Source organism: Methanosphaera cuniculi (genome assembly GCF_003149675.1).
Taxonomy (GTDB): Archaea; Methanobacteriota; Methanobacteria; order Methanobacteriales; family Methanobacteriaceae; genus Methanosphaera; species Methanosphaera cuniculi.
This window is the reverse complement of sequence record NZ_LWMS01000020.1, coordinates 67929-87369: the sequence shown is the minus strand read 5'-3', so window position 1 is coordinate 87369 and position 19441 is coordinate 67929. Positions and strand designations below refer to the sequence as shown.

Below are 19441 nucleotides of genomic sequence, written 5' to 3'. Positions count from 1 at the left end.
TATTTGATTTTTTGTGTTATTTGCATATTTTTAGTTCGTTTTCTATGTTTTATTAAAATTTAGTAGATAAAATTTTTAAAGTTTTATTTAATAGTACTATATATTATGAATAATTTTTTTATGTAGATGGGATGAAAAAAAAATCTTATTTTTGAAACTCCTTACAATTAATCTTCTTTCCTTTTTTTTCATCATCTAAAAAGTATCTTTTTAGAAATTTAAAATAAAAAACACATTCTTCAATTTTTTTTTTGATGATTTAAAAGCAATTTTTCCCCTTATATCTTTAATTTAAAACTAAAATAATATAAGTTAACTCTTTTTTTTTGAATGTGTAATTAAATATTAAATTTCAATACTTTCCCATTAAATAATAAACTTCCTATTATGTTGTGCAAATCTTTTCTTTTTTTTTATTCTACTATTGCTTTTAGAAGATCACGAACTGTTACAATTCCTACAAGTTTATTTGTATCTTCATCTACTATTGGTATACCTTTAATACTGAATTTTTTCATTAAATCTATGAGATCTTCTGTTTTTTCATACATTGGTGCAGTTATTAAGAAGTCTTCCATAAGATTATCAATTGTTACATCAACTACATCATTTCCTTCATTTGAAAATAGTTTTGCAAATAGTTCATGATCACCTAAGTATTTAAGTACATCTGATGCTGTTACAACTCCAAGTATTTTTTCTTCTTTTGAATTTGAATTTGGATCTTCTCCAACTATTGGTATACGACGTAGAGAGTTTCTTACCATTATCTTAGTTACACCTTCAATTCTTGTTCCAGGAGTAGTTGTGATAATATTATCTGTCATTAAATCTCGTGCTTCACGTCCAAAGATGAGTTCTTTTAGTTTTGATACTACATCTCCTTCTGTTATCATTCCAATGATTTGTTCATCATCATCTATGATTGGCAGTCCACCAATTTTATCTTTTATCATTACTGATGCTGCATCAATTATAGTGTCTTTATAACTCATGGTTTTAACATCTTTTGTCATAATTTCACGTATTGGTGCATTAATAGCTGATAGGAAGTTTCCATTGTATTTTTCTGTTATTATATTATATCTTTTTCCTCCACCAAAGAAATCAAGAATGTCCATTGTTGTTATGATCCCAAGTATTTTACCAGATCCAGGTTCTGTTATTGGTACACGTCTAATATTATTTTTTGTCATTAGGTTTGCAACGTTAATTATTGGTGTACTTGGTGTTGCTGTTATTACATCTTTTAGTGCAACACTCATTATGTCTCCTTTTTCATTGGTGATTTGTATTTCGAAGTCTTCATCTGCATTTTCGATTCTTTCGATTATTTTATTTTTCATTGCTAATCGCATCTCCATATTTTTTTTTAATACTTATTTGATTTTGTTGATTTTTACCTATGTTATTTTGTTTTTCTTATAGGTTAAATTTATTGGGTAAATTTATAAGTATATTTTATTTGAACTTAGTCTTCATCTTCTGATTTTAACTCATCAATACAATCAGAACATAGATAGAGTCCATCATACTTATCAAGTGATCCATATACTCCACAATGTTCACATACTCCCTCATCAAGCTCTTCGTTATCAGAATAACTTGAATTATTTGTCTGTGAATTTTCAAGGTAAATATCATCAAGACCAAGTTCTTCAATAAATATTTGAATTAACTCAGGTGATACTCTAACAATATCAGTTAATGTTAAAATTCCCTTTAATTCATCATTCTCTGTTACAAGTACAACTTTTGAGTTGTTTTCAATCATTGTCTTTGATGCTTCAGCTAGTGATGTTTCAGGTCTTAAGCCCACATAATCTTCCATTACCATATCTGCTGTTACATCTTGGGGTGAAAGATTTTTTGATACAACTTTTGAAATAATATTATTTGTTGTAACAATTCCTTTTATTATTTCATCTTCTATAACCACGGAACTTATATCGTTCTTTGTCATCAATTTAGCTATATCTGCGATTGTCACATCACTTGTTGATTTAATAACATTATGTGTCATTGCATCCTTGATTTCTATATCATTCTTTATTTTTAAATCCATGTTAATCAACTCCGGGTTATGTTTTTAAGAATAACATAATCAATAATATAGCTTTTCTTATTAATATATTACGCATGAATTTTCATAATAAAATCCATTTTTATAATAAATTTTTAATAGTTCGTCTATATATGAATGTTTTTTATATTTTTAAATGGATTAAAATAGAAAAAGTATAATAACATAAAATATAAATCTATAATTGTTATGCAATAATAAAAATTGTGTAAAAAAAAAGAATTAAACTATTTTTTTCTAATTTTTTATAAAGAAAACTACTAACTATTTTTTTATTTATTTTAAAAATTACTAAAATTAATATTGATTAAATAAAATTTGAAATAAAATATCCAAACTTCTTTTAAAAAAAAGTATTTATTTTTCTAAATTTTTAATTTTAGTAGGATATGAATAACTATACTATAAAAAAAATATTAAATATATAAAAAGGTGGAGAGTAGAAAGGTTCTCTTTTTTAGTAGGATATCCTTCTTTTTTTATTCTATGTTCATGTATTTGTGAATTTGAGGTATTATTGATACATTAAAGCTTTTTCCAACAATTTCTGATATTTTAAATAGTTTTGTTTTATCTTCCCATAGACTCATTGGACTTACAGGTTGTATTATTATCTCAGTATTTGCTGATGCTACTTTAGATATATCTTCCATTATATCAGCTATATCTTGTTTTTTTGTTGTTGGACTTACTACTATTTTAATATAATACTTAGTATTTGTATCTTCAAGTATTTTTATTGATTCAAGTTCTTTAAGATATAATTCACGCCAGTTTTCATGAGAGTTGAAATATTCTGGTAATTTTATATCCATTGATACAATATCTATTACATCTGTTAGTTTTTCTAGTTCATCAGGTAGTGTGGCATTTGTTTCAAGCATTGATTTGTATGGATATTTTTTGAGAAATTCATATATGTAATCAGCGTGTAGTAGTGGTTCTCCACCTGTAATTTCAAGTGAATCAAAATCAGAACTCATTAATGTTTGTATTTCTGTGTTTAATTCATCAATTGTGTAGTTTGTTGCATTTTCTGTTGTTTTACTATTTTGTGTATCACAGTAGTTACAATCAATATTACATCCTGCAAATCTTATGAAGATTTGTCTTTTTCCAATTAGTTGTCCTTCACCTTGTAGGCTTGAAAATATTTCTATAATACCACAAATAACTAAAAACCTCCCTAATATCTTATTATTCTTTTATAATGTTTTATGATATGATGCTCCTTGTCCAATTCCTTCATTTACCTGTACTTCTATATAATCTAGTGTTGATGTATCAGGTAATGCTTCTACTATTTTTTCTGTTATGTATATTGATAATGATTCTGCTGTTGTTGATGGAATTGGTAGAAGTACAACATCACTTTTTGGAAGTTTATATTCACAATCTCCAAGTAGTGTAAATTCTATTGTTTTATCATCCTCATATGTAACTTCTAAATCTGGACTTTCAATTGGTATTAGTACTCTATGATCTAGTGTTTTACATATTTTTCGTGTAATATCTTTTAGTACTTTAAAATCTATTACAAAACCAAATTGTCCACTTCTTTCACCTTCAACTTCAACATCTACAATATAACTATGTCCATGTATTTTTCCACATGACTTATGTCCTATTACCATGTGTGCTGCTGAAAATCTTAAGTTTGTATGAATTCCATCTAAGTTTACTTTCATTATTAATAACCTCTATTTATATATCATAATACTTTATTTTATTTAATATATTTTTTCTTTATTTTTTTTGATCTAGAATACTTTTGTTTTTGTAATATCACACATTATTGTGTCAATAGTTTCTATGTATGTATTTGCAATTTCATCTTGTAATTGTTCAATTTCACTTAGTGTCATACATTCATCATCAAGAGCTGATGTATTAACATCACTTGGTGTTCCTTTTGTTGTAATGTTAAGTGCAAAATGTATTTTCATACTACTAATTGATGCTGTTGCAATAGATACTGATAATTTTCTATCATTAATAAAAATATCATCACCATCTTGTGTTGTTTTAATACCATAATTTAGTAGTTTATCACGTGTGATCATAACAAGCATTCTCTGACGATGATATGCAAGTTTCAGATTTCCTGGCTGTTCATCAAAATGTTCAACAATAAAATGAAGCATTTTATCTCCTTTTATGTCAAGACCTACATCTTCATAGTCAATAAGATTATCACCAAGTATATTCATAGGACCCATCCATGAAACAATTGTTGAATCTTTAACTCCAAATTCCTGAAAAGCCCATGAAGGATTAATTTGACTTCCATCATATTCATTATTATCTTTCCATTTTAAATATTGCATATCATATCAAACCTCAAATATTATTTACTACTAATAATTTATGTACTTTTATAAATTTAAAAATTATTACAATAAAATATGAAACAACGTATATGTAAAGCTAAAATAAAAAACCTATAAAATAACTCCTTAACATTACATAAAACTAGTTATATAAACATTTTATTACTTTAAAAAACAAAATATAAACTAACACATATCAAAAAATAAAAAAAATCATTATAAAGAGGAAATTATAAAATATGAGACAAAAAAATAAAATACTAATCATAATTCTCATAATCATAGCATTCATACTAGGAGTATACTCATATTCATCCTATGATACCTATCAAAATCTAACAATGGATGGATTAACATGTGAAGTGCCAGAAAGTAGTGTGAATGTAACAAACCAAACAGATTATCAGATATATGAAAACAACAAAGAAAACCTGAAAATAATAGTATATAACAAATACCCAGATAATGAAAATATAACAAATCAAACCACAAGTTTTGATGATGTAAAAAACACAGCACAAAAAGATGCAAAACCAACAACAAAAAACAATCAAACATTTAACAAAACACCAAGTGGACTATGTAGTTATTATGCTGATTATTCAGGACGAAATGTATTAATAACAACACCAGATGAAAATACTATGATTCATATACTCCAAACACTAAAAGTAGAACTATTAGAACAAGTAGATCTTGAAAATAATGCAACAGATAACCAAACAACAGTAAATAAAGATACAAACAATAAAGATGCATCATCAAATACACAATCATCTTCTAAAAAATCAAGCAGTAAAAGTAGTTCAAAAAGTAGTGGTGGTGGAGATGATGGATATCATTATTCACCTCAATATGGACAATATGTTAAATCTTACACAACATCTGATGGAGTTCAACATATACGGGGTAGAGATGGATATCATGAATACTATAACCCTCATACTGGACATATTCATTCAAAGTTTCCAAATGGTGTAGAATATGATGATTATTTCACATGATTAACTTTCTTTCCTTTTTCTTATTTTTTTTTAAAAGTTTTTTTATATGATGAAATTAATATATGATGATTAGATAAAAGGTAGGTATTATTTTTTTTTGAGAGTACTTATCTAAGGAATAAATATTTTTTATATTATAAAAAAAGTAGGATAAAAATAATTTTTTCAGGAGATAATGTTTTTTTATGACTAATGCTATTACTATACGTTCAGTTGATAAACCTGGTGTTTTAAAAGAAGTTACTAATTTTATTGCTAGTATGAATATTAATATTTCATATACTCATCTTTACATGGATTCTGATGAGCATGCATCTACTTATATTGAGCTTGAAGATGTTGATGATATGGATCATCTAGTTGATGAGCTTAAGAAGTTAGATGAAGTTGTTGATGTTACAGTTTCTCCTTCTATGGATGAAGTATGGGGTAAACGTATTATTATTATTGGTGGTGGTGCTCAGGTTGCACAAGTTGCTCTTGGTGCTATTACTGAGGCTGATCGTCATAATATTCGTGGTGAACGTATTAGTGTTGATACACTTCCTTTAGCAGGTGAAGAGAAGCTTACTGAAGCTATTTCTGCTGTTAGTTGTCTTCCACGTGTTGGTGTTTTAGTTCTTGCTGGTTCTCTTATGGGTGGTACTATTGGTGGTGCTATTGATAAGATTAAAAATGAGTATGGTGTTAAAGTTATTAGTCTTAACATGGTTGGATCTGTACGTGAACATGCTGATTTAGTTGTTACAGATCCGGTTCAAGCTGGTGTGATGGCTGTTATGACTGTTGCTAAGACTGCTAAGTTTGATATTGATCGTGTTGATGAAGTATTATAGATGTGTAATTATTTTTAATCTTCTTTCTTTTTTTTTTACTATTTTTTTTTATACTGGTTTTTCTTTAAGTTTTATGTATTCGCCGATTGATTCGCGTGTTGTTCCTATTGTTAGGTTGTATGTTTTTGTATTATTTGTTTTATTTGTTACTTCTTCACATACACCTGATGCAATTACCCATTCATTATTTTGTACTTCACCTGCATATGTATGGGTATATGATACTAATTTATCAATTTTTACATTAGGACCTTCTATTATTTCCACATCTGATATGTCATATATAGATGGTGTGTCAAATGATTGTTTATCTTCTTGTATTTTACATTTGATTTTCATTTTTCCTATTTGTTTGTAGTAAAGTTCATCTGTATTTATTGGATCATCAGGATTCATAGTTGAAAGTATATCAAATAGTGTGTTATCAATTAGTCCTCTGTTATTTTTACGTTTTTCATAGAATATGAATTCATCAAAATCTAGTGAATCATCTTTTATTCTTTTATTATATACTCTTTCCCAGAATTCACCTTCAATAGGATTTAGTATACTTTCAGGATCTTCTTTGAGTTTTTTATATAGTAATCGTGCTTTTTTATGATTATCTAGTCCAAAGATTATGAAGTCAATGTCTGATGTTTCACTTTTTTGTAGTCCTGGTAGTGTTGATCCTGTTATTCCCATGTTTTCATAGCTTATATCACATTCATTATGGAATATTTCTGCTAATTTTTGTATCTTACCTATATATGGATCATCACTTTTCATGTTTAATATTTCATCTAGTCGTTTAATTGGACTTAGTATCTTTTTAATATCAGTTGTTGGTACTCCCATCATTTTCTTGTTTTCTACATTCCATTTAAACAAGTAGTTAGGATGATGTTTTTTTATGTATTCATAAGCTTCATCAGAATCAACTTTACTATACTTCAAGTTTTCATGTGATCTATCACCATTTTCATCTGGAACATATCTTAAAAATGCTATAATATAATCTTCCGGATGTGTATATGTATTAACTGCAAAAAATAAGTCATCTTTAGTTTGAATAAAATAACGTGGTCTAATATTCATATTAAAATAATTCCCTTTAAGCTTTGTATAATACTTTTGTAAATTTATAAATTAATAACTTACTTTGAAACTATTATAAAAATTATTGTTCATGAATTATTAAAATTTATTTTAAAAATTTTAAAGTAATATTTATATAGTATGTTTTATAAAAACTTATAATTGTAAGAGCATAAAATTATTCTTAAAAAAAAATATCTTAATAAAAGAATAGAAAAATACTTAATCTTTTATAGTATTGCTTAAAACAACAAATTAAGTAATATTCGGACAATAACACACATGTATATAATTACATAATAAGAAACTTTACAGAAAAAAAGCAGATAATAACCAAATCTTTATACATCATAAAAAAGGAATTATAACAAAAGTATATACTCACACTTTAAATTTAGTAGGAAAAATAATGCTTAAAAAGGAGAAGTCTCCCCTTTTTTTTAAATTAAAATCTGTAAAGTATCATATAATAAGATAAAATTCACTTATAAATTCAGATAATAGCTAAAAATTTAGATAATTTAAGTTTTAAGAATTAGGACAATACTGTAAAATCAAATGTAAATCATGAAATTATAAAAACGTAAAAATCCCATTATAAATATGAAATAAAAAAATAGATGTTAAAATGTTTTATTTTGAAATAAAAATATGAATATTTAAATCATATAAAATAGATAGTAAGATATTTTTTTTATTTTCCTTTAATTTTTACTTTTTTTTTAAATCTTTTTTTTTACCAGAAATTTATAATATAAAAGTACTCTAATTTTTTTCATAAATAACCTGGATACTTAAAAAAAGGTAGCTATACTAGTTTTATAATTATTTTAAAAAGTATTTAAAAATAAAAATAATAGTTAAAAAATAGGGTTTATTTTTTAATAGATATTTTTTTTTGGGTGGTTAAGTTTCTTATTTTAGTAACCCATTCTAAATGCGTCAGTTAGTTTTTTAAAGAAGCTTCTTTTTTCTTGTTTTTCTTTAACAGATAATTTTATTGCATATCCACAATTTGGACATAAATATAGGTCACTTCCACATCCACAGTTACAATCTACTGTTTCTGCTTCATCTTCATTAAATGTGGTTCCACATAGTTTGCATTGTGCCATAATTTATCATCTCATATTTTAGAGTTTTATTGATGCTTTTAGTTTATCAATTATTGATGTTTTATCTTTATTTGAGTGTGGTCTTGGCATGTCATGTCCACAGTTTGGACATCTTATATTACGTCCATTACATCCTCCAAAAACACAGTTACATTCACAGTCTTTAGATTTATCAGGGTCAAACCTGCATCCACATAGTCTGCATTGTATTTCTTCTGCCATTTTTTTAAATGCTCCTTTAGATTTTTTTTATATTTTATTTTTATTCATCATCTTTTTTATGGTATTTTTTTGTGTTTACTCCTCGAATCATTGTTTTTCATCTCCTGTTTTTATTTTAAAAATTTAATAGTATAAGAAAAAAAGGTGTTAAAAAAATATAAAAGAATAGTATAAATCTATATACTAATTCTTTTTTTTACTAATCTAGGTATATCCTAGTAGTAATCCACCTTGGTATACTATGAATGATAATACATATGCAACTACACAACAGATAATTACACATGCTGCTACCCATTTCCATGAGCCTGTTTCTTCTTTTATTGCTCCTAATGCTGCGAAACATGGTACGTATAGTAATGTAAATACCATGAAGGATAATGATGAAAGTGGTGTGAATAATGTTGGTATAACTTCACTAATACCATCTTCACCTACTCCGAAGAGTGTTCCAAATGTTGATACTACAATTTCTTTTGCTATAATACCAAGTACTAAAGCAACTGAAGCTTGCCAGAATCCGAATCCTAATGGTTTAAATATAGGTGCTACTATGCTTCCTATAATTCCAAGAATACTTTCTGCTGAGCTTTCATCTACTCCTAATGGTAGGTTACTGAGTATCCATACAAGTACTGAAGCTCCTAATATGATTGTACCTGCTTTTTTAATGAAGAGTGCTCCACGTTCCCACATGTGTAAGAGTGCACTTTTAAGTGTAGGTATTCTATATGGTGGTAGTTCCATGATAAATGGTGCTGATTCTTCTGCAAATACTGTTTCTTTTAGTAGACGTGCTACTAATACTGCTACAACCATACCTAAAAGATAGATTGCAAATGTTATTTCTGCTTCGTTTTGTGTGAAGAATACTGCTGTAAATAATGCATATATTGGTATTCTTGCACTGCATGAAATGAATGGTAATGCTAGCATTGTGGATATTCTGTCACTTTCATTTGAGAGTGTTCTTGTTGCCATAATACCTGTTACATCACATCCAAATCCTAAGATCATTGGTATAAATGCTTTTCCGGATAGTCCCATAATTTTGTGCATTGCTCGGTCAATTACATATGCTGCACGTGCTAGGTATCCTATATCTTCTACTAAACTTAATAAGAAGAACAATATGAATATAATTGGTATAAATGTAAGTACTGAACCTACTCCACCAATTACACCATTTAATACGAATGATGCTAATGCTCCGTCTCCAAGCATAGGTGTTAGATATTCAATTAATGCTGAGAATCCTTCATCAATAAGATCCTGGAATGGTCCTCCTATTGTGTAGGTTAGGTAGAATATAATATATATCACAATTAAGAATATTGGAATTCCTAACCATTTGTTTGTTACAATACTATCAATTTTATCTGTTAGTGTTTTCTTTGATCCAGCTGGTTTTTTAACACATTTTTTCATGATTGTTGCAATTTGACCGTATCTAGCATCAATAAATGCGTCATCAAGTGGCTGGTGTACAATTTCTTCTACGTGTTTTCTAATTTCATCAAGTTTTTTAAGTTGATCTTTGTCTGCTGATTTTTTAGCAAGTTCCATTACTTCTTTATCATTTTCAAGTAATTTTATTGCTACCCATGTTGATGGTGCTGAACCAACTTTTAAATTTGGAAATAGTGCACGTACTTCATTTATGTGATCATCAAGTTCAAAACCATATGTTAGTTCGCCTGATTTATCTACAGGGTTTTCTGTTGATTCTATGGTTTTTCTTATTAATTCATTTAATCCTTTTCCTTCTCTTGCATCTATTACTACAATTGGTATTCCTAGTGTTTTTTCAAGTTTTTTAACATTTATTTTAAAACCTGCATCTTCTGCATAGTTTAACATATTAAGTCCAATTACAGTGTTTGCTCCTGTTTCGAGAATTTGTAAGGTTAAATATAAGTTTCTTTGAATATTTTCTGCGTCTATTATGTTTATTACTGCATCATTATCTTCAAAAATGATTGCATCTCTTGATACAATTTCTTCTGCAGAATAAGGTGTTAGACTATAGTTTCCAGGAAGATCTATTACTTCAATTTCATAGTTATTGAATTCGAAGATTCCTGCTTTTTGTTCAACTGTTTTACCTGGCCAGTTTCCTACGTGTTGTTTTAGTCCTGTTAAATGGTTAAATACAGAACTTTTTCCTACGTTCGGGTTTCCGGCTAGTAAGAATTTTAATTTTTCCATATCATACCTCTCAAAAAATTTAGGTATACCTAAATCTACTTTTATTATTTTTTAAAATTTCCTAATCTAAAACTTCTAAAAAATAGGAATTCATATCTTTAATAATAATAAAAGTATTCCTAGTAAAATTTTTTTTCTTTTTATATGTAAAGTAAAAATAAAATGTAAAAATTAAAAAAAAGTGTAAATTTATTCTAGCTCAATAGCTCGAGCTTCATCTTTTCTTAATGCAAGATTGAAACCTTGAATTCTTACTTCTATTGGATATCCTAGAGGTGCTTTACCTTTAAGTTCAATAGGTGTTCCTGATACAATTCCCATTTCTCTTAGGCGTTTTGCAATTTCACTTTTTGAAGTGTAATTTTTTATAATTCCGGTTTCTCCTTTGGTTAAATCATCAACTGTTTTGCTCATAATAAATTACTCCTTTAATTTTCATGTAGTGTTATTATATTTAACTTTAATATAAAATTAGGTAAACCTAATTTTTATAATAATACTATACTTTTAATACTATATAAACATTATTATTTTACTTGAAATAAACAAAAATATAAAAAAATAAACTAAATTTGATGAAAATCTAAAAAAAAATAAATTAAATTAATGTTTGTTCATATTTAAGTAAACCTAAATTGATAAAAATAAAAAAAACTAGAAAATTATTATAAAAAAAAATTATCAGAAAAAATAAGGATAAAAATACAATAAAAAAAAGTTCTTAAAAAAAAGTAAAAATTAAAAAAATAAAGTAAAAGAAAGAATAAAAAAATATTTATTCTTCTAATGCTTTTCTCTCTTCATCTAATTTATGTTTAGCTATTTCATATGTAACAAGGAAGTTACTATCATCAAATACTGGAATAACTTCTAAGCCTAAAGCTTCATGTTCTTCGATCCATTGATCATTAAGAACAGGAACTTCTAATTTAATTGGTTCATCTTGATGATTTACAACAATTAAATTTCTAAATGATGTTCTTAGCTCTACAATATAACCTGCTAAACCTATTATATGATGTGGTCTTAATACGATTTTCATTTAATATCACCTATTTAAAAGAAAGCAAGTAACACTGCTACTATAGCTATCATTGTTATTCCTATAACTGTAGGATAGAATTCATTATTAGTAAATAATGGTGAAAGTGCACTTACTACAGCTACAGCCATTGTCATAATTATAGATACGATAATTGGTACAATCATTGTAATACCAAATACAGGTGGCATACCAAGGAATAATGTTGAGTATACACAAGCACCTACAAATATTAATAAAGCATGAGCCATTACATAAACTGCTCTGTATTTTGCCATGTACTCAAGGAGAGGACCTTGAATAACATCTGAATGACCTTCTAAGTATGCAAATGGATTTGCATTTAAAATGATCATAAATCCAATAAAGAACACAACTGTACCTATAAGACCTGGTAATGTGAATAAGAATGGACCTGTAATTTGTTGTACTGCAACAATTGTTGAAAGATCAATACTATTTGACATTACAGCAGGTATGAATAAAGCTATATAAAATGGTAAACTACCATATGATATAAGTTTTAAAGCACGGTTTGCACTAACTTCTTCGAAGAATGATTGTTTTGCATTAATGTGTTTTCCACCTTTTATCTGATCCGGGAACGGCATTGTTTTAGATAAAAGTGATTTTGAAAATGAACTCATGAACACATATAATACTTCTTCTAGTTTTAATAATCCTACTACTGCTACAAGACTAGCAAATGGTCCCCAAGCAACCATAACTTGAGGTACTAATATTATGAATAATGCTGTAACTACTATGAGAGTACATAGTGGAAGCATGTTATATACTTTTGGTAATATTGCAGATGGTTTTAATGTTTCTTTAAAGAAGAACTTTAAAGTTGTATATACACCAGGACTTGCAAGTTGAGGACCGAGTCTTTGTTGTACTCTAGCTTCAGATTTCTTTTCAATTCCTGGTAACCATAAACATACAATAGAAGCAATTATAAACGCACCTATAACATAACCAATTGATGTTAATATATCCATTTTATTTCTCCTATAATTTAATTACTTGTATTGCTCTATCTGTACAGGTAAAACATGGGTCACATGATACAATTGCAAGTTGAGCATCCTGAATTGGGTGACCAATACATGCTTCTTGCATTGCAGCAATATTTGACATTGATGGTGTTCTGATAATACTTGATCTTACTTTACCATCTTCAAGACCATATGAATGGTAACATACACCACGAGGTACTTCTATGTAACTTTTAAATACTGGTGAGTCACTCATTTCCCAGTCACGGTTAACAACAGGTCCATCAGGTAAGTTTTTAATAACTTGTCTGATAATTTTTGTTGATTCAAATATTTCTGTAGCACGCATAAGTATGTTTGCACGTACATCTCCACCATCTTGAGTTATAATATCAAACTCAAATGGTTCATATTCAAACATTTCTGTTCTGTAATCATATTCATATCCTGTTGCACGTAGGGAAGGTCCTGTTACGTGTAAATCAAGTGCTTGTTTTCGTGATAATTGACCGGTATCTGTAATACGGCTCATTACCATAGGGTCTGCTATAAACCTTTCAGCAAAAGCTCCTACTTTATCATCAATGTAATCCATTGTTTCAAGGATTTTTTGTTGTTCTTTAAGGTTTAAGTCAGCTCTAGGTCTGATACCACCAAGTACAGAGATACCATATTGTACTCTGTTTCCACCCATCATGTATAAGAGTTCCATTACAGATTCCCTGATATAGAATATTCTCATAGCAAAGGTTTCATGACATAATACTTCAGATCCGTGTCCTAAGTATAGCATGTGACTGTGTAATCTTTCAAGTTCTTCTGCAAGAACACGAAGATACACTGCTCTTTCTGGAATTTCAATACCTATAGCACCTTCACCAACACGACATGAGTTGTATATGTGTCCGTTTGAACATATACCACAAACTTTTTCTGATAGTGCATTAGCTTTTTCTACAGGTAATCCTTCCATAATTCTTTCAATTCCTCTATGGTTTAAACCTACAGTAATTTCAGCATCTTTAACAATTTCATCTTCAATGAATAATCTTACTCTGTAAGGTTCTAAAGCTGCTGGATGTACTGTACCCATATTTAGTTCTGTTTCAAAAACTTGTCTTTCCTTAGGTGTACAAGTTGTTGCTCCATCTATTTTTGTAACCATATAAATACTCCTTAATAATATTTAATCCTTTAGTTCTTGTATTATTGGTAGTAGAGATACTACTCCAGCTACAACATCTTCTGGTCTTACTGCACATCCAGGTATTTTAGCATCTACTGGAATAACATTATCCACCGGTCCTTCAATTTCTTCAGATGGAAGTTCTCCGTGTATGTTTTTGTAAACTCCACCTGTAAGTGCACATGCTCCTACTGCTACTACAAATTTAGGATTTGGTATTGATTCATAAATTTTAAGTAGAGGTTCTTTTGTCCAGTAGGTTACAGGACCTGATACAACTAAAACATCAGCTTCTCTTGGGTTCCATGTTAGATATACATTGTATTGTTCTATATCGAATTTTGGAGATAATACTGTGTTTACTATTTCTATATCGCAACCGTTACATCCACCAGTATATACTAGCATTAGATGTATAGATTTTTTACGAGATTGTGATTTAATTCCCATTATATCCCCTCTAACTTATTGTTCCTCTGCAGCTTTTTCTGCTACATTTTCTTCGTTTTCTGTGATTTGTGCATCTTTTGCAGCTTGTGCTTCTTTTCTTTTAAGAAGTATAGAATCATCAGTAAGGTATTCTGCTAATTCTTTCATTTTCTTATCTGAAACTTCTGCTGGATCTAAAAGCATACTGTTGATGTCTTTATCACATTTTGTTCCAACATCGTTTGGATGAATTGTTGCTGCTACTCCAAATAGTGCATAGATAGGACAGAAATCATGACATTGATAACAATGTACACATTCAATTTCATTAATTTCAGGAATTGCTGTTTTAATTATACCTGGTATAATTTCCACAGGTTCTACTGGGTTCATTACAATTGCTTGTGTTGGACATACTGTTGCACATCCACCGCATCCTATACATTCTACTTTTGCTACTTTTGGTGATGGTTTTATGTTACCATTTAATGCATCTTCACGTAGTTGTAGATCTGTACGACATTCGCTTCCAAAGATTAATCTTTTTAAGTTTACATATATTCCTTCAATAAAAATTTTTCCTAAACTCATATTGTTGCCTCGTAGTTTCTTTGTATTTTTATTGCTCTAGCTGGACATGCTGTTTTACAAGCTCCGCAGTATATACATCTTTGGTTGTTAATATGATAGTTACCATCATCATCTATGCTAATTGCTTTAAATGGACATGCTTCTTTACAACGTCCACATTCAATACATAGGTCGTTGTTAAGCATTGAGTATCCACTTGCAATTTTGATTTTGAGTGGTGTTGTTTTAGGAATTGCATTTACAGGACAATACATTGCACATTTTTCACAAAGTACACATTTATCAAAGTTTACTTTGATTTGTCCATCTTCAAGCCATAGTGCATCTTTTGGACATACTTCTATACATAGTCCACATTTAATACAGTTAGGTTTGATTTCTCCATCCCATGTTGTTCTTCCAAATTTACGTGCATCATATTTACATTCTTTTACACAAATACTACATTCTACACATAATCCTTCTAGTGTAATTTTTGATTCAGGTATAAGTTCAAGTACACCTTGTGGACATGCTGTTGTACATGGTGCATGTTCAATATCTTTTGCACATGGATGATCTGATCCATTTACAAGAGTACATTTATCAACTTGGTATCTGAGTCTTTTATTAATTACATCTAAAGCATCTGTAGGACATGCATCTGCACAAAGTTTACATTCAATACATGATATCATTCTTGTATCATTTTCAACATCATAATCAGGTTGATTAATTGTTAATACAAGATCTTCTGCTACAATTGCTTCATTTGGACATTCTATTAGACATTTGTAACATATTGCACATTTTTGCATGTCAATATGATATTCTCCACCTTCTTCAATAGGTCCAATTGCATTTCTTGGACATACATCTATACATATATCACACTTGGTACATACACCAGGTTCAATGTATGAGAATTTAATTGAATTAGTTGGACATACATATGCACATCTTCCACATTCTATACAATCTTCAAAGTTGGTTCCGATGTTAACTCTGTTAACCACATCATTTTCCATTTTAACTGGTCTTTTTGGTTGTGGTTTTCTTGCATTTTGTGGACATGGAGCTACACATACTCCACAGTTAGAACATAATCCCATTAATTTTCCATCTTTTATTGTGATAACACTTACAGGACATACATTTATACACATTCCGCATGTGTTACATTTTGTCCTATCTACTACATAACCGCCCAAATCATTTTTGAAGATTGCTTTGTTTGGACATACTCTTTGACATTTACCACATGTTATACAACTTACAGCTTTGCCGTCAACTAATTTAATTGCATCAGTAGGGCAAGCTTCTACACATTCACCTGAGCCATTACAATCTTTTGTTGTTAAAAACATTTCTTATTACCCCACTTAAGCTTCATATTTAGTTCCAAATAATGCTCTTCCAATTATTGCTCCAATAATTGCTACTACAAATCCAGGTCCGAGTGGTAATCCACCATAGTATGGGAATGTACCAAGCCAGTATGCAACGATAATTGCTCCGATTATTATTGCAATCCATGATGAAGTATTAAGGTGTATTCCTTTTGTTGGGTTTTTATGCATAATTGCACCAACTAGTAATCCCATTATGAAACCACATATTGTAGGTCCAACGTATGCTACTCCAAATAAATTAGGAGCTATTGATTCTAAAACCATAATTTTTTTCCTCCTAGTCTATTTCCTCATCATCAACATAATCTTCTCTGTATTTTGTTACACCATAGAAGAGTATTACTAATGTTGTTAATCCGATAAATACTTTTAAACCAACTACAATGTTTAGGTATGGTATAATTCCTGCGTGAAGTGCGTCAGGGTAATTAAATATACCTGCTGTTGCTGATGGTATTAATCCGTATATGTTTGTTCCTACGTTATATAGGAATGATCCGCCAAGGAATAATCCACATAAACCTAATATTACATATAATAACGCTCCACAGCTTTCGATTATGGACATTCTTTCGTGTGATAGGTTAAATGGATTATCTTTTAATCCGTATGTTAAAATACAGAGAATTGCTCCGGAAGCCATCATTGTACCTCCCTGGAATCCTCCACCCGGTGTTATGTGTCCACCTAGGATGGTCATAGCTCCGTATCCTATCATAATGAATGATACTGGATATCCTATTAATTTAAGAAGATCACTCATCGTCGTCGCCTCCAAGGTTTACTTTTCCTCTTCCGAATACAAGCATTGTTGTTACAACAGCACTTACTAATATTAATGCTTCACCAAGTGTATCGAATCCTCTGAAATCAAATACGATGTTGGTTACAAGGTTAGGTGCTATGTTTACTCCAATTCCTTGGTATATGTAGTTTATTCCAGGGAATATCATGTAACTGAATTGGAATACTGAATTTAGGAAGATTACTGTTACGATAAGTATTGCTAATGCTGATGCTAATTTTCTTATTGTGGAATTCATATTATACTAACCCCCACATTGAATATTAATGCAATTATTGCTAGTGCTATTATTGCATAGAACATCATGTTGTTTAGACTATCATTGTTTTCTTTGTACAATTTAGGCATTATTGGAGATACATATACATACCCGATCATAAGTGCTACTTCTACAACTACCATTAAAGGAAGACTTACAAGTCTTATTGTTAATGCTGCGATAAGTACAGATGCCATGAAGAGTAATTCTGCTGACATGATTGAAGAAGTTTGTACTCCTGGTATTAATGTTTCTTGTGGATCTAACCCAAATGTACTTTTTAGGGATGCTACAAGTTTTTCATACATTTTCATATTATCACCTTTATAGTATTAGGGCAGATAAAGCCATTATGCCTAGATTGTCAACTACTAATCCTGGGAATAGACCTACTATTAAGCTTATTATAAGGAATAATACCATAACTGCCATTGTTGTTTTTGGTATTTTTGCTTTTGATACTTTAAGGTCGTCAGGTTTTTGTCTTAGGAATATCATGTATGTGATTTTTAAGAATGCAAGGAATGTTACAATACTTAGTATGATCATGATTATTGCTAGTTCTGGGATTCCTTGTACCATTGCTGCTTGACAGAGCATGTATTTACTCTGGAATACGTTGAATGGTGGAACTCCTGCCATAATAAATCCTGCTAATACTATAAGTAGTGCTGCCCATGGCATATCTTCAAGTAATCCTCCGAGTTTTGAAAGTTTGCTTGTTTTGGTTTTGTATAATACAAGTCCAAATCCTGCAAATAGGAAGGATGTTACTACAAGTTCGTTAACTGCTTGGAATAATCCTGCTGTTATACTGTATACTGATCCAAGTCCTAGACCTACTCCGATGTATCCTAGTTCTCCTACAGCTAAGTATGCGATTACACGTTTGTAGTCGTCTTGTACCATTGCCATACAGATTCCGAGAATCATTGCAAGAACTGATACTGCAAGTATTACCATTTGTACTACTGGTAGGTATCCGAAGATTCTTAATATAATTAGTCCTATTGCAATACATCCTATTACTGAGAATGATTGAAGAACCATTGATCCGCTTGATAATCCTTTACTATATATTTCTGATTTTATTGCGTTAAATGGTGGTAATCCTGTTGCATATAACCATCCATAAAGTAACATACCTGCTGCGAATAATAATACTGGGTTTGTTGGGTCAACTGCACCTGAGTGTATCATTAATACTATATCTGATATGTTTACGTTTCCTGTTAATCCGAGTATAAGTGCGATACCTAATAACATGAAGGATCCACCTACTTCTCCGAGTAACATGTATTTTAAACCAGTTTCATAGTTTCCACGTACTCTTGATACAAGTATTAAACCTACTTGTACGAGTGCTGCGATTTCGAAAAATACGTATAAGTTAAATATATCATCTGTGAGTATGAATGCCATTAATGCTGCTGTGAGCATGAATAATAGGTATAAGTATACTCCTGATGTTTTCTTTGTTTCTACAATTGATATGAATACTGCACACATTGCAACTATTCCTAGTATGAATAGAACTGTTTGTTGTCCTGGTCCAAATACGTAGGTAATTGCTGGGTGGAATAATTCTAATACTGAGCCTGAAATAATGCTATTTACAGCTGTTGGTATTTGTACGCTTAATCCACCATTTATTAGTGGTTGATAAGCTCCGAAGAATTGTGTTCCGTATGTTGCAAGTATTGGTACTAATGCAAGACATATAGCTCCGATAAATGCTAATGCTTTTGTTGTTTTTTGTGCACCGTGTAATAGGTTTACAAGTATTGCACAAATTATTGGGATAATTACAAGTAGAGGTATAAATATTGTTCCATCCATTAGAATCTACCTCCATTTATTGTAGT

Annotated in this window: 23 protein-coding genes; 2 read left to right on the top strand and 21 right to left on the bottom strand. The window is 29.6% G+C overall.

What is annotated here, in order from left to right; genetic code table 11:
• Nucleotides 1-413 precede the first annotated feature (413 nt).
• The 5 genes from MSCUN_RS03805 to MSCUN_RS03785 all read right to left on the bottom strand — a co-directional run bounded on the left by MSCUN_RS03805 (nt 414) and on the right by MSCUN_RS03785 (nt 4410).
• Nucleotides 414-1346 (bottom strand): CBS domain-containing protein, encoded by a 933-nt coding sequence (locus MSCUN_RS03805; RefSeq protein ID WP_170104036.1) that lies wholly within the window; start codon nt 1344-1346, stop codon nt 414-416.
• A gap of 125 nt (nt 1347-1471) precedes the next feature.
• Nucleotides 1472-2065 (bottom strand): CBS domain-containing protein, encoded by a 594-nt coding sequence (locus MSCUN_RS03800; RefSeq protein ID WP_095607887.1) that lies wholly within the window; start codon nt 2063-2065, stop codon nt 1472-1474.
• A gap of 497 nt (nt 2066-2562) precedes the next feature.
• Nucleotides 2563-3162, bottom strand: coding sequence for a radical SAM protein (locus MSCUN_RS03795; protein WP_245837617.1), 600 nt, complete (start codon nt 3160-3162; stop codon nt 2563-2565).
• A 126-nt stretch (nt 3163-3288) separates the two neighbouring features.
• Entirely contained in the window at nt 3289-3771 is a 483-nt protein-coding gene (locus MSCUN_RS03790) for a 6-pyruvoyl trahydropterin synthase family protein (protein ID WP_095607885.1), read from the bottom strand.
• A 72-nt stretch (nt 3772-3843) separates the two neighbouring features.
• Nucleotides 3844-4410 (bottom strand): DUF366 family protein, encoded by a 567-nt coding sequence (locus MSCUN_RS03785; RefSeq protein WP_095607884.1) that lies wholly within the window; start codon nt 4408-4410, stop codon nt 3844-3846.
• Between the two features lie 242 nt (nt 4411-4652).
• Here MSCUN_RS03785 and MSCUN_RS03780 point away from each other — a divergent pair, with 242 nt between their 5' ends.
• Nucleotides 4653-5417 carry a hypothetical protein gene (locus MSCUN_RS03780; RefSeq protein ID WP_095607883.1) on the top strand — a complete coding sequence of 255 codons (765 nt, stop codon included), beginning with the start codon at nt 4653-4655 and terminating at the stop codon, nt 5415-5417.
• 185 nt (nt 5418-5602) lie between these two features.
• Complete coding sequence (locus tag MSCUN_RS03775; RefSeq protein ID WP_095607882.1) at nt 5603-6253, top strand: DUF5612 domain-containing protein; 651 nt, start codon at nt 5603-5605, stop codon at nt 6251-6253.
• A 48-nt stretch (nt 6254-6301) separates the two neighbouring features.
• Here the strand turns inward: MSCUN_RS03775 and MSCUN_RS03770 are convergent, their stop codons facing one another.
• The 16 genes from MSCUN_RS03770 to ehbF all read right to left on the bottom strand — a co-directional run bounded on the left by MSCUN_RS03770 (nt 6302) and on the right by ehbF (nt 19415).
• Nucleotides 6302-7330, bottom strand: a complete 1029-nt coding sequence (locus tag MSCUN_RS03770; protein WP_095607881.1) for a DNA polymerase subunit beta — start codon at nt 7328-7330, stop codon at nt 6302-6304.
• A gap of 920 nt (nt 7331-8250) precedes the next feature.
• Nucleotides 8251-8445, bottom strand: a complete 195-nt coding sequence (locus MSCUN_RS03765; RefSeq protein ID WP_095607880.1) for a hypothetical protein — start codon at nt 8443-8445, stop codon at nt 8251-8253.
• An 18-nt stretch (nt 8446-8463) separates the two neighbouring features.
• A complete protein-coding gene (locus tag MSCUN_RS03760) occupies nt 8464-8667 on the bottom strand; it encodes a hypothetical protein (RefSeq protein ID WP_095607879.1) in 204 nt (67 codons plus the stop codon).
• A 204-nt stretch (nt 8668-8871) separates the two neighbouring features.
• Nucleotides 8872-10875: a ferrous iron transport protein B gene (feoB, locus tag MSCUN_RS03755; RefSeq protein WP_095607878.1), complete on the bottom strand. Its 2004-nt coding sequence runs from the start codon at nt 10873-10875 to the stop codon at nt 8872-8874.
• Between the two features lie 189 nt (nt 10876-11064).
• Nucleotides 11065-11289 (bottom strand): FeoA family protein, encoded by a 225-nt coding sequence (locus MSCUN_RS03750; RefSeq protein ID WP_095607877.1) that lies wholly within the window; start codon nt 11287-11289, stop codon nt 11065-11067.
• 361 nt (nt 11290-11650) lie between these two features.
• On the bottom strand, nt 11651-11917 hold the full coding sequence (ehbP, locus tag MSCUN_RS03745) for an energy-converting hydrogenase B subunit EhbP (protein ID WP_095607876.1): 267 nt from the start codon (nt 11915-11917) through the stop codon (nt 11651-11653).
• A 14-nt stretch (nt 11918-11931) separates the two neighbouring features.
• Nucleotides 11932-12918, bottom strand: a complete 987-nt coding sequence (locus tag MSCUN_RS03740) for a respiratory chain complex I subunit 1 family protein (RefSeq protein ID WP_095607875.1) — start codon at nt 12916-12918, stop codon at nt 11932-11934.
• 10 nt (nt 12919-12928) lie between these two features.
• The gene (locus MSCUN_RS03735; protein WP_095607874.1) at nt 12929-14080 is read right to left on the bottom strand and encodes a hydrogenase large subunit; all 1152 of its coding nucleotides are present in this window, start codon (nt 14078-14080) and stop codon (nt 12929-12931) included.
• 21 nt (nt 14081-14101) lie between these two features.
• Nucleotides 14102-14551 (bottom strand): NADH-quinone oxidoreductase subunit B family protein, encoded by a 450-nt coding sequence (locus MSCUN_RS03730; protein WP_095607873.1) that lies wholly within the window; start codon nt 14549-14551, stop codon nt 14102-14104.
• A 15-nt stretch (nt 14552-14566) separates the two neighbouring features.
• On the bottom strand, nt 14567-15121 hold the full coding sequence (locus MSCUN_RS03725; protein ID WP_095607872.1) for a 4Fe-4S dicluster domain-containing protein: 555 nt from the start codon (nt 15119-15121) through the stop codon (nt 14567-14569).
• A complete protein-coding gene (locus tag MSCUN_RS03720; RefSeq protein ID WP_095607871.1) occupies nt 15118-16467 on the bottom strand; it encodes a 4Fe-4S binding protein in 1350 nt (449 codons plus the stop codon). Before MSCUN_RS03720 ends, MSCUN_RS03725 begins: the two co-directional genes overlap by 4 nt.
• Before the next feature lie 15 nt (nt 16468-16482).
• On the bottom strand, nt 16483-16776 hold the full coding sequence (locus tag MSCUN_RS03715) for an energy-converting hydrogenase B subunit J (protein WP_095607870.1): 294 nt from the start codon (nt 16774-16776) through the stop codon (nt 16483-16485).
• Nucleotides 16777-16789: 13 nt separating this feature from the next.
• Complete coding sequence (locus MSCUN_RS03710) at nt 16790-17275, bottom strand: MnhB domain-containing protein (protein ID WP_095607869.1); 486 nt, start codon at nt 17273-17275, stop codon at nt 16790-16792.
• Complete coding sequence (locus tag MSCUN_RS03705; protein ID WP_095607868.1) at nt 17268-17555, bottom strand: EhbH; 288 nt, start codon at nt 17553-17555, stop codon at nt 17268-17270. The genes MSCUN_RS03710 and MSCUN_RS03705 overlap by 8 nt, the downstream gene beginning before the upstream one ends.
• Nucleotides 17552-17890, bottom strand: coding sequence for an energy-converting hydrogenase B subunit G, EhbG (locus tag MSCUN_RS03700; protein ID WP_143744838.1), 339 nt, complete (start codon nt 17888-17890; stop codon nt 17552-17554). Before MSCUN_RS03700 ends, MSCUN_RS03705 begins: the two co-directional genes overlap by 4 nt.
• Before the next feature lie 10 nt (nt 17891-17900).
• Nucleotides 17901-19415 (bottom strand): energy conserving hydrogenase EhbF, encoded by a 1515-nt coding sequence (ehbF, locus tag MSCUN_RS03695; protein WP_095607866.1) that lies wholly within the window; start codon nt 19413-19415, stop codon nt 17901-17903.
• Between the last annotated feature and the right edge of the window lie 26 nt (nt 19416-19441).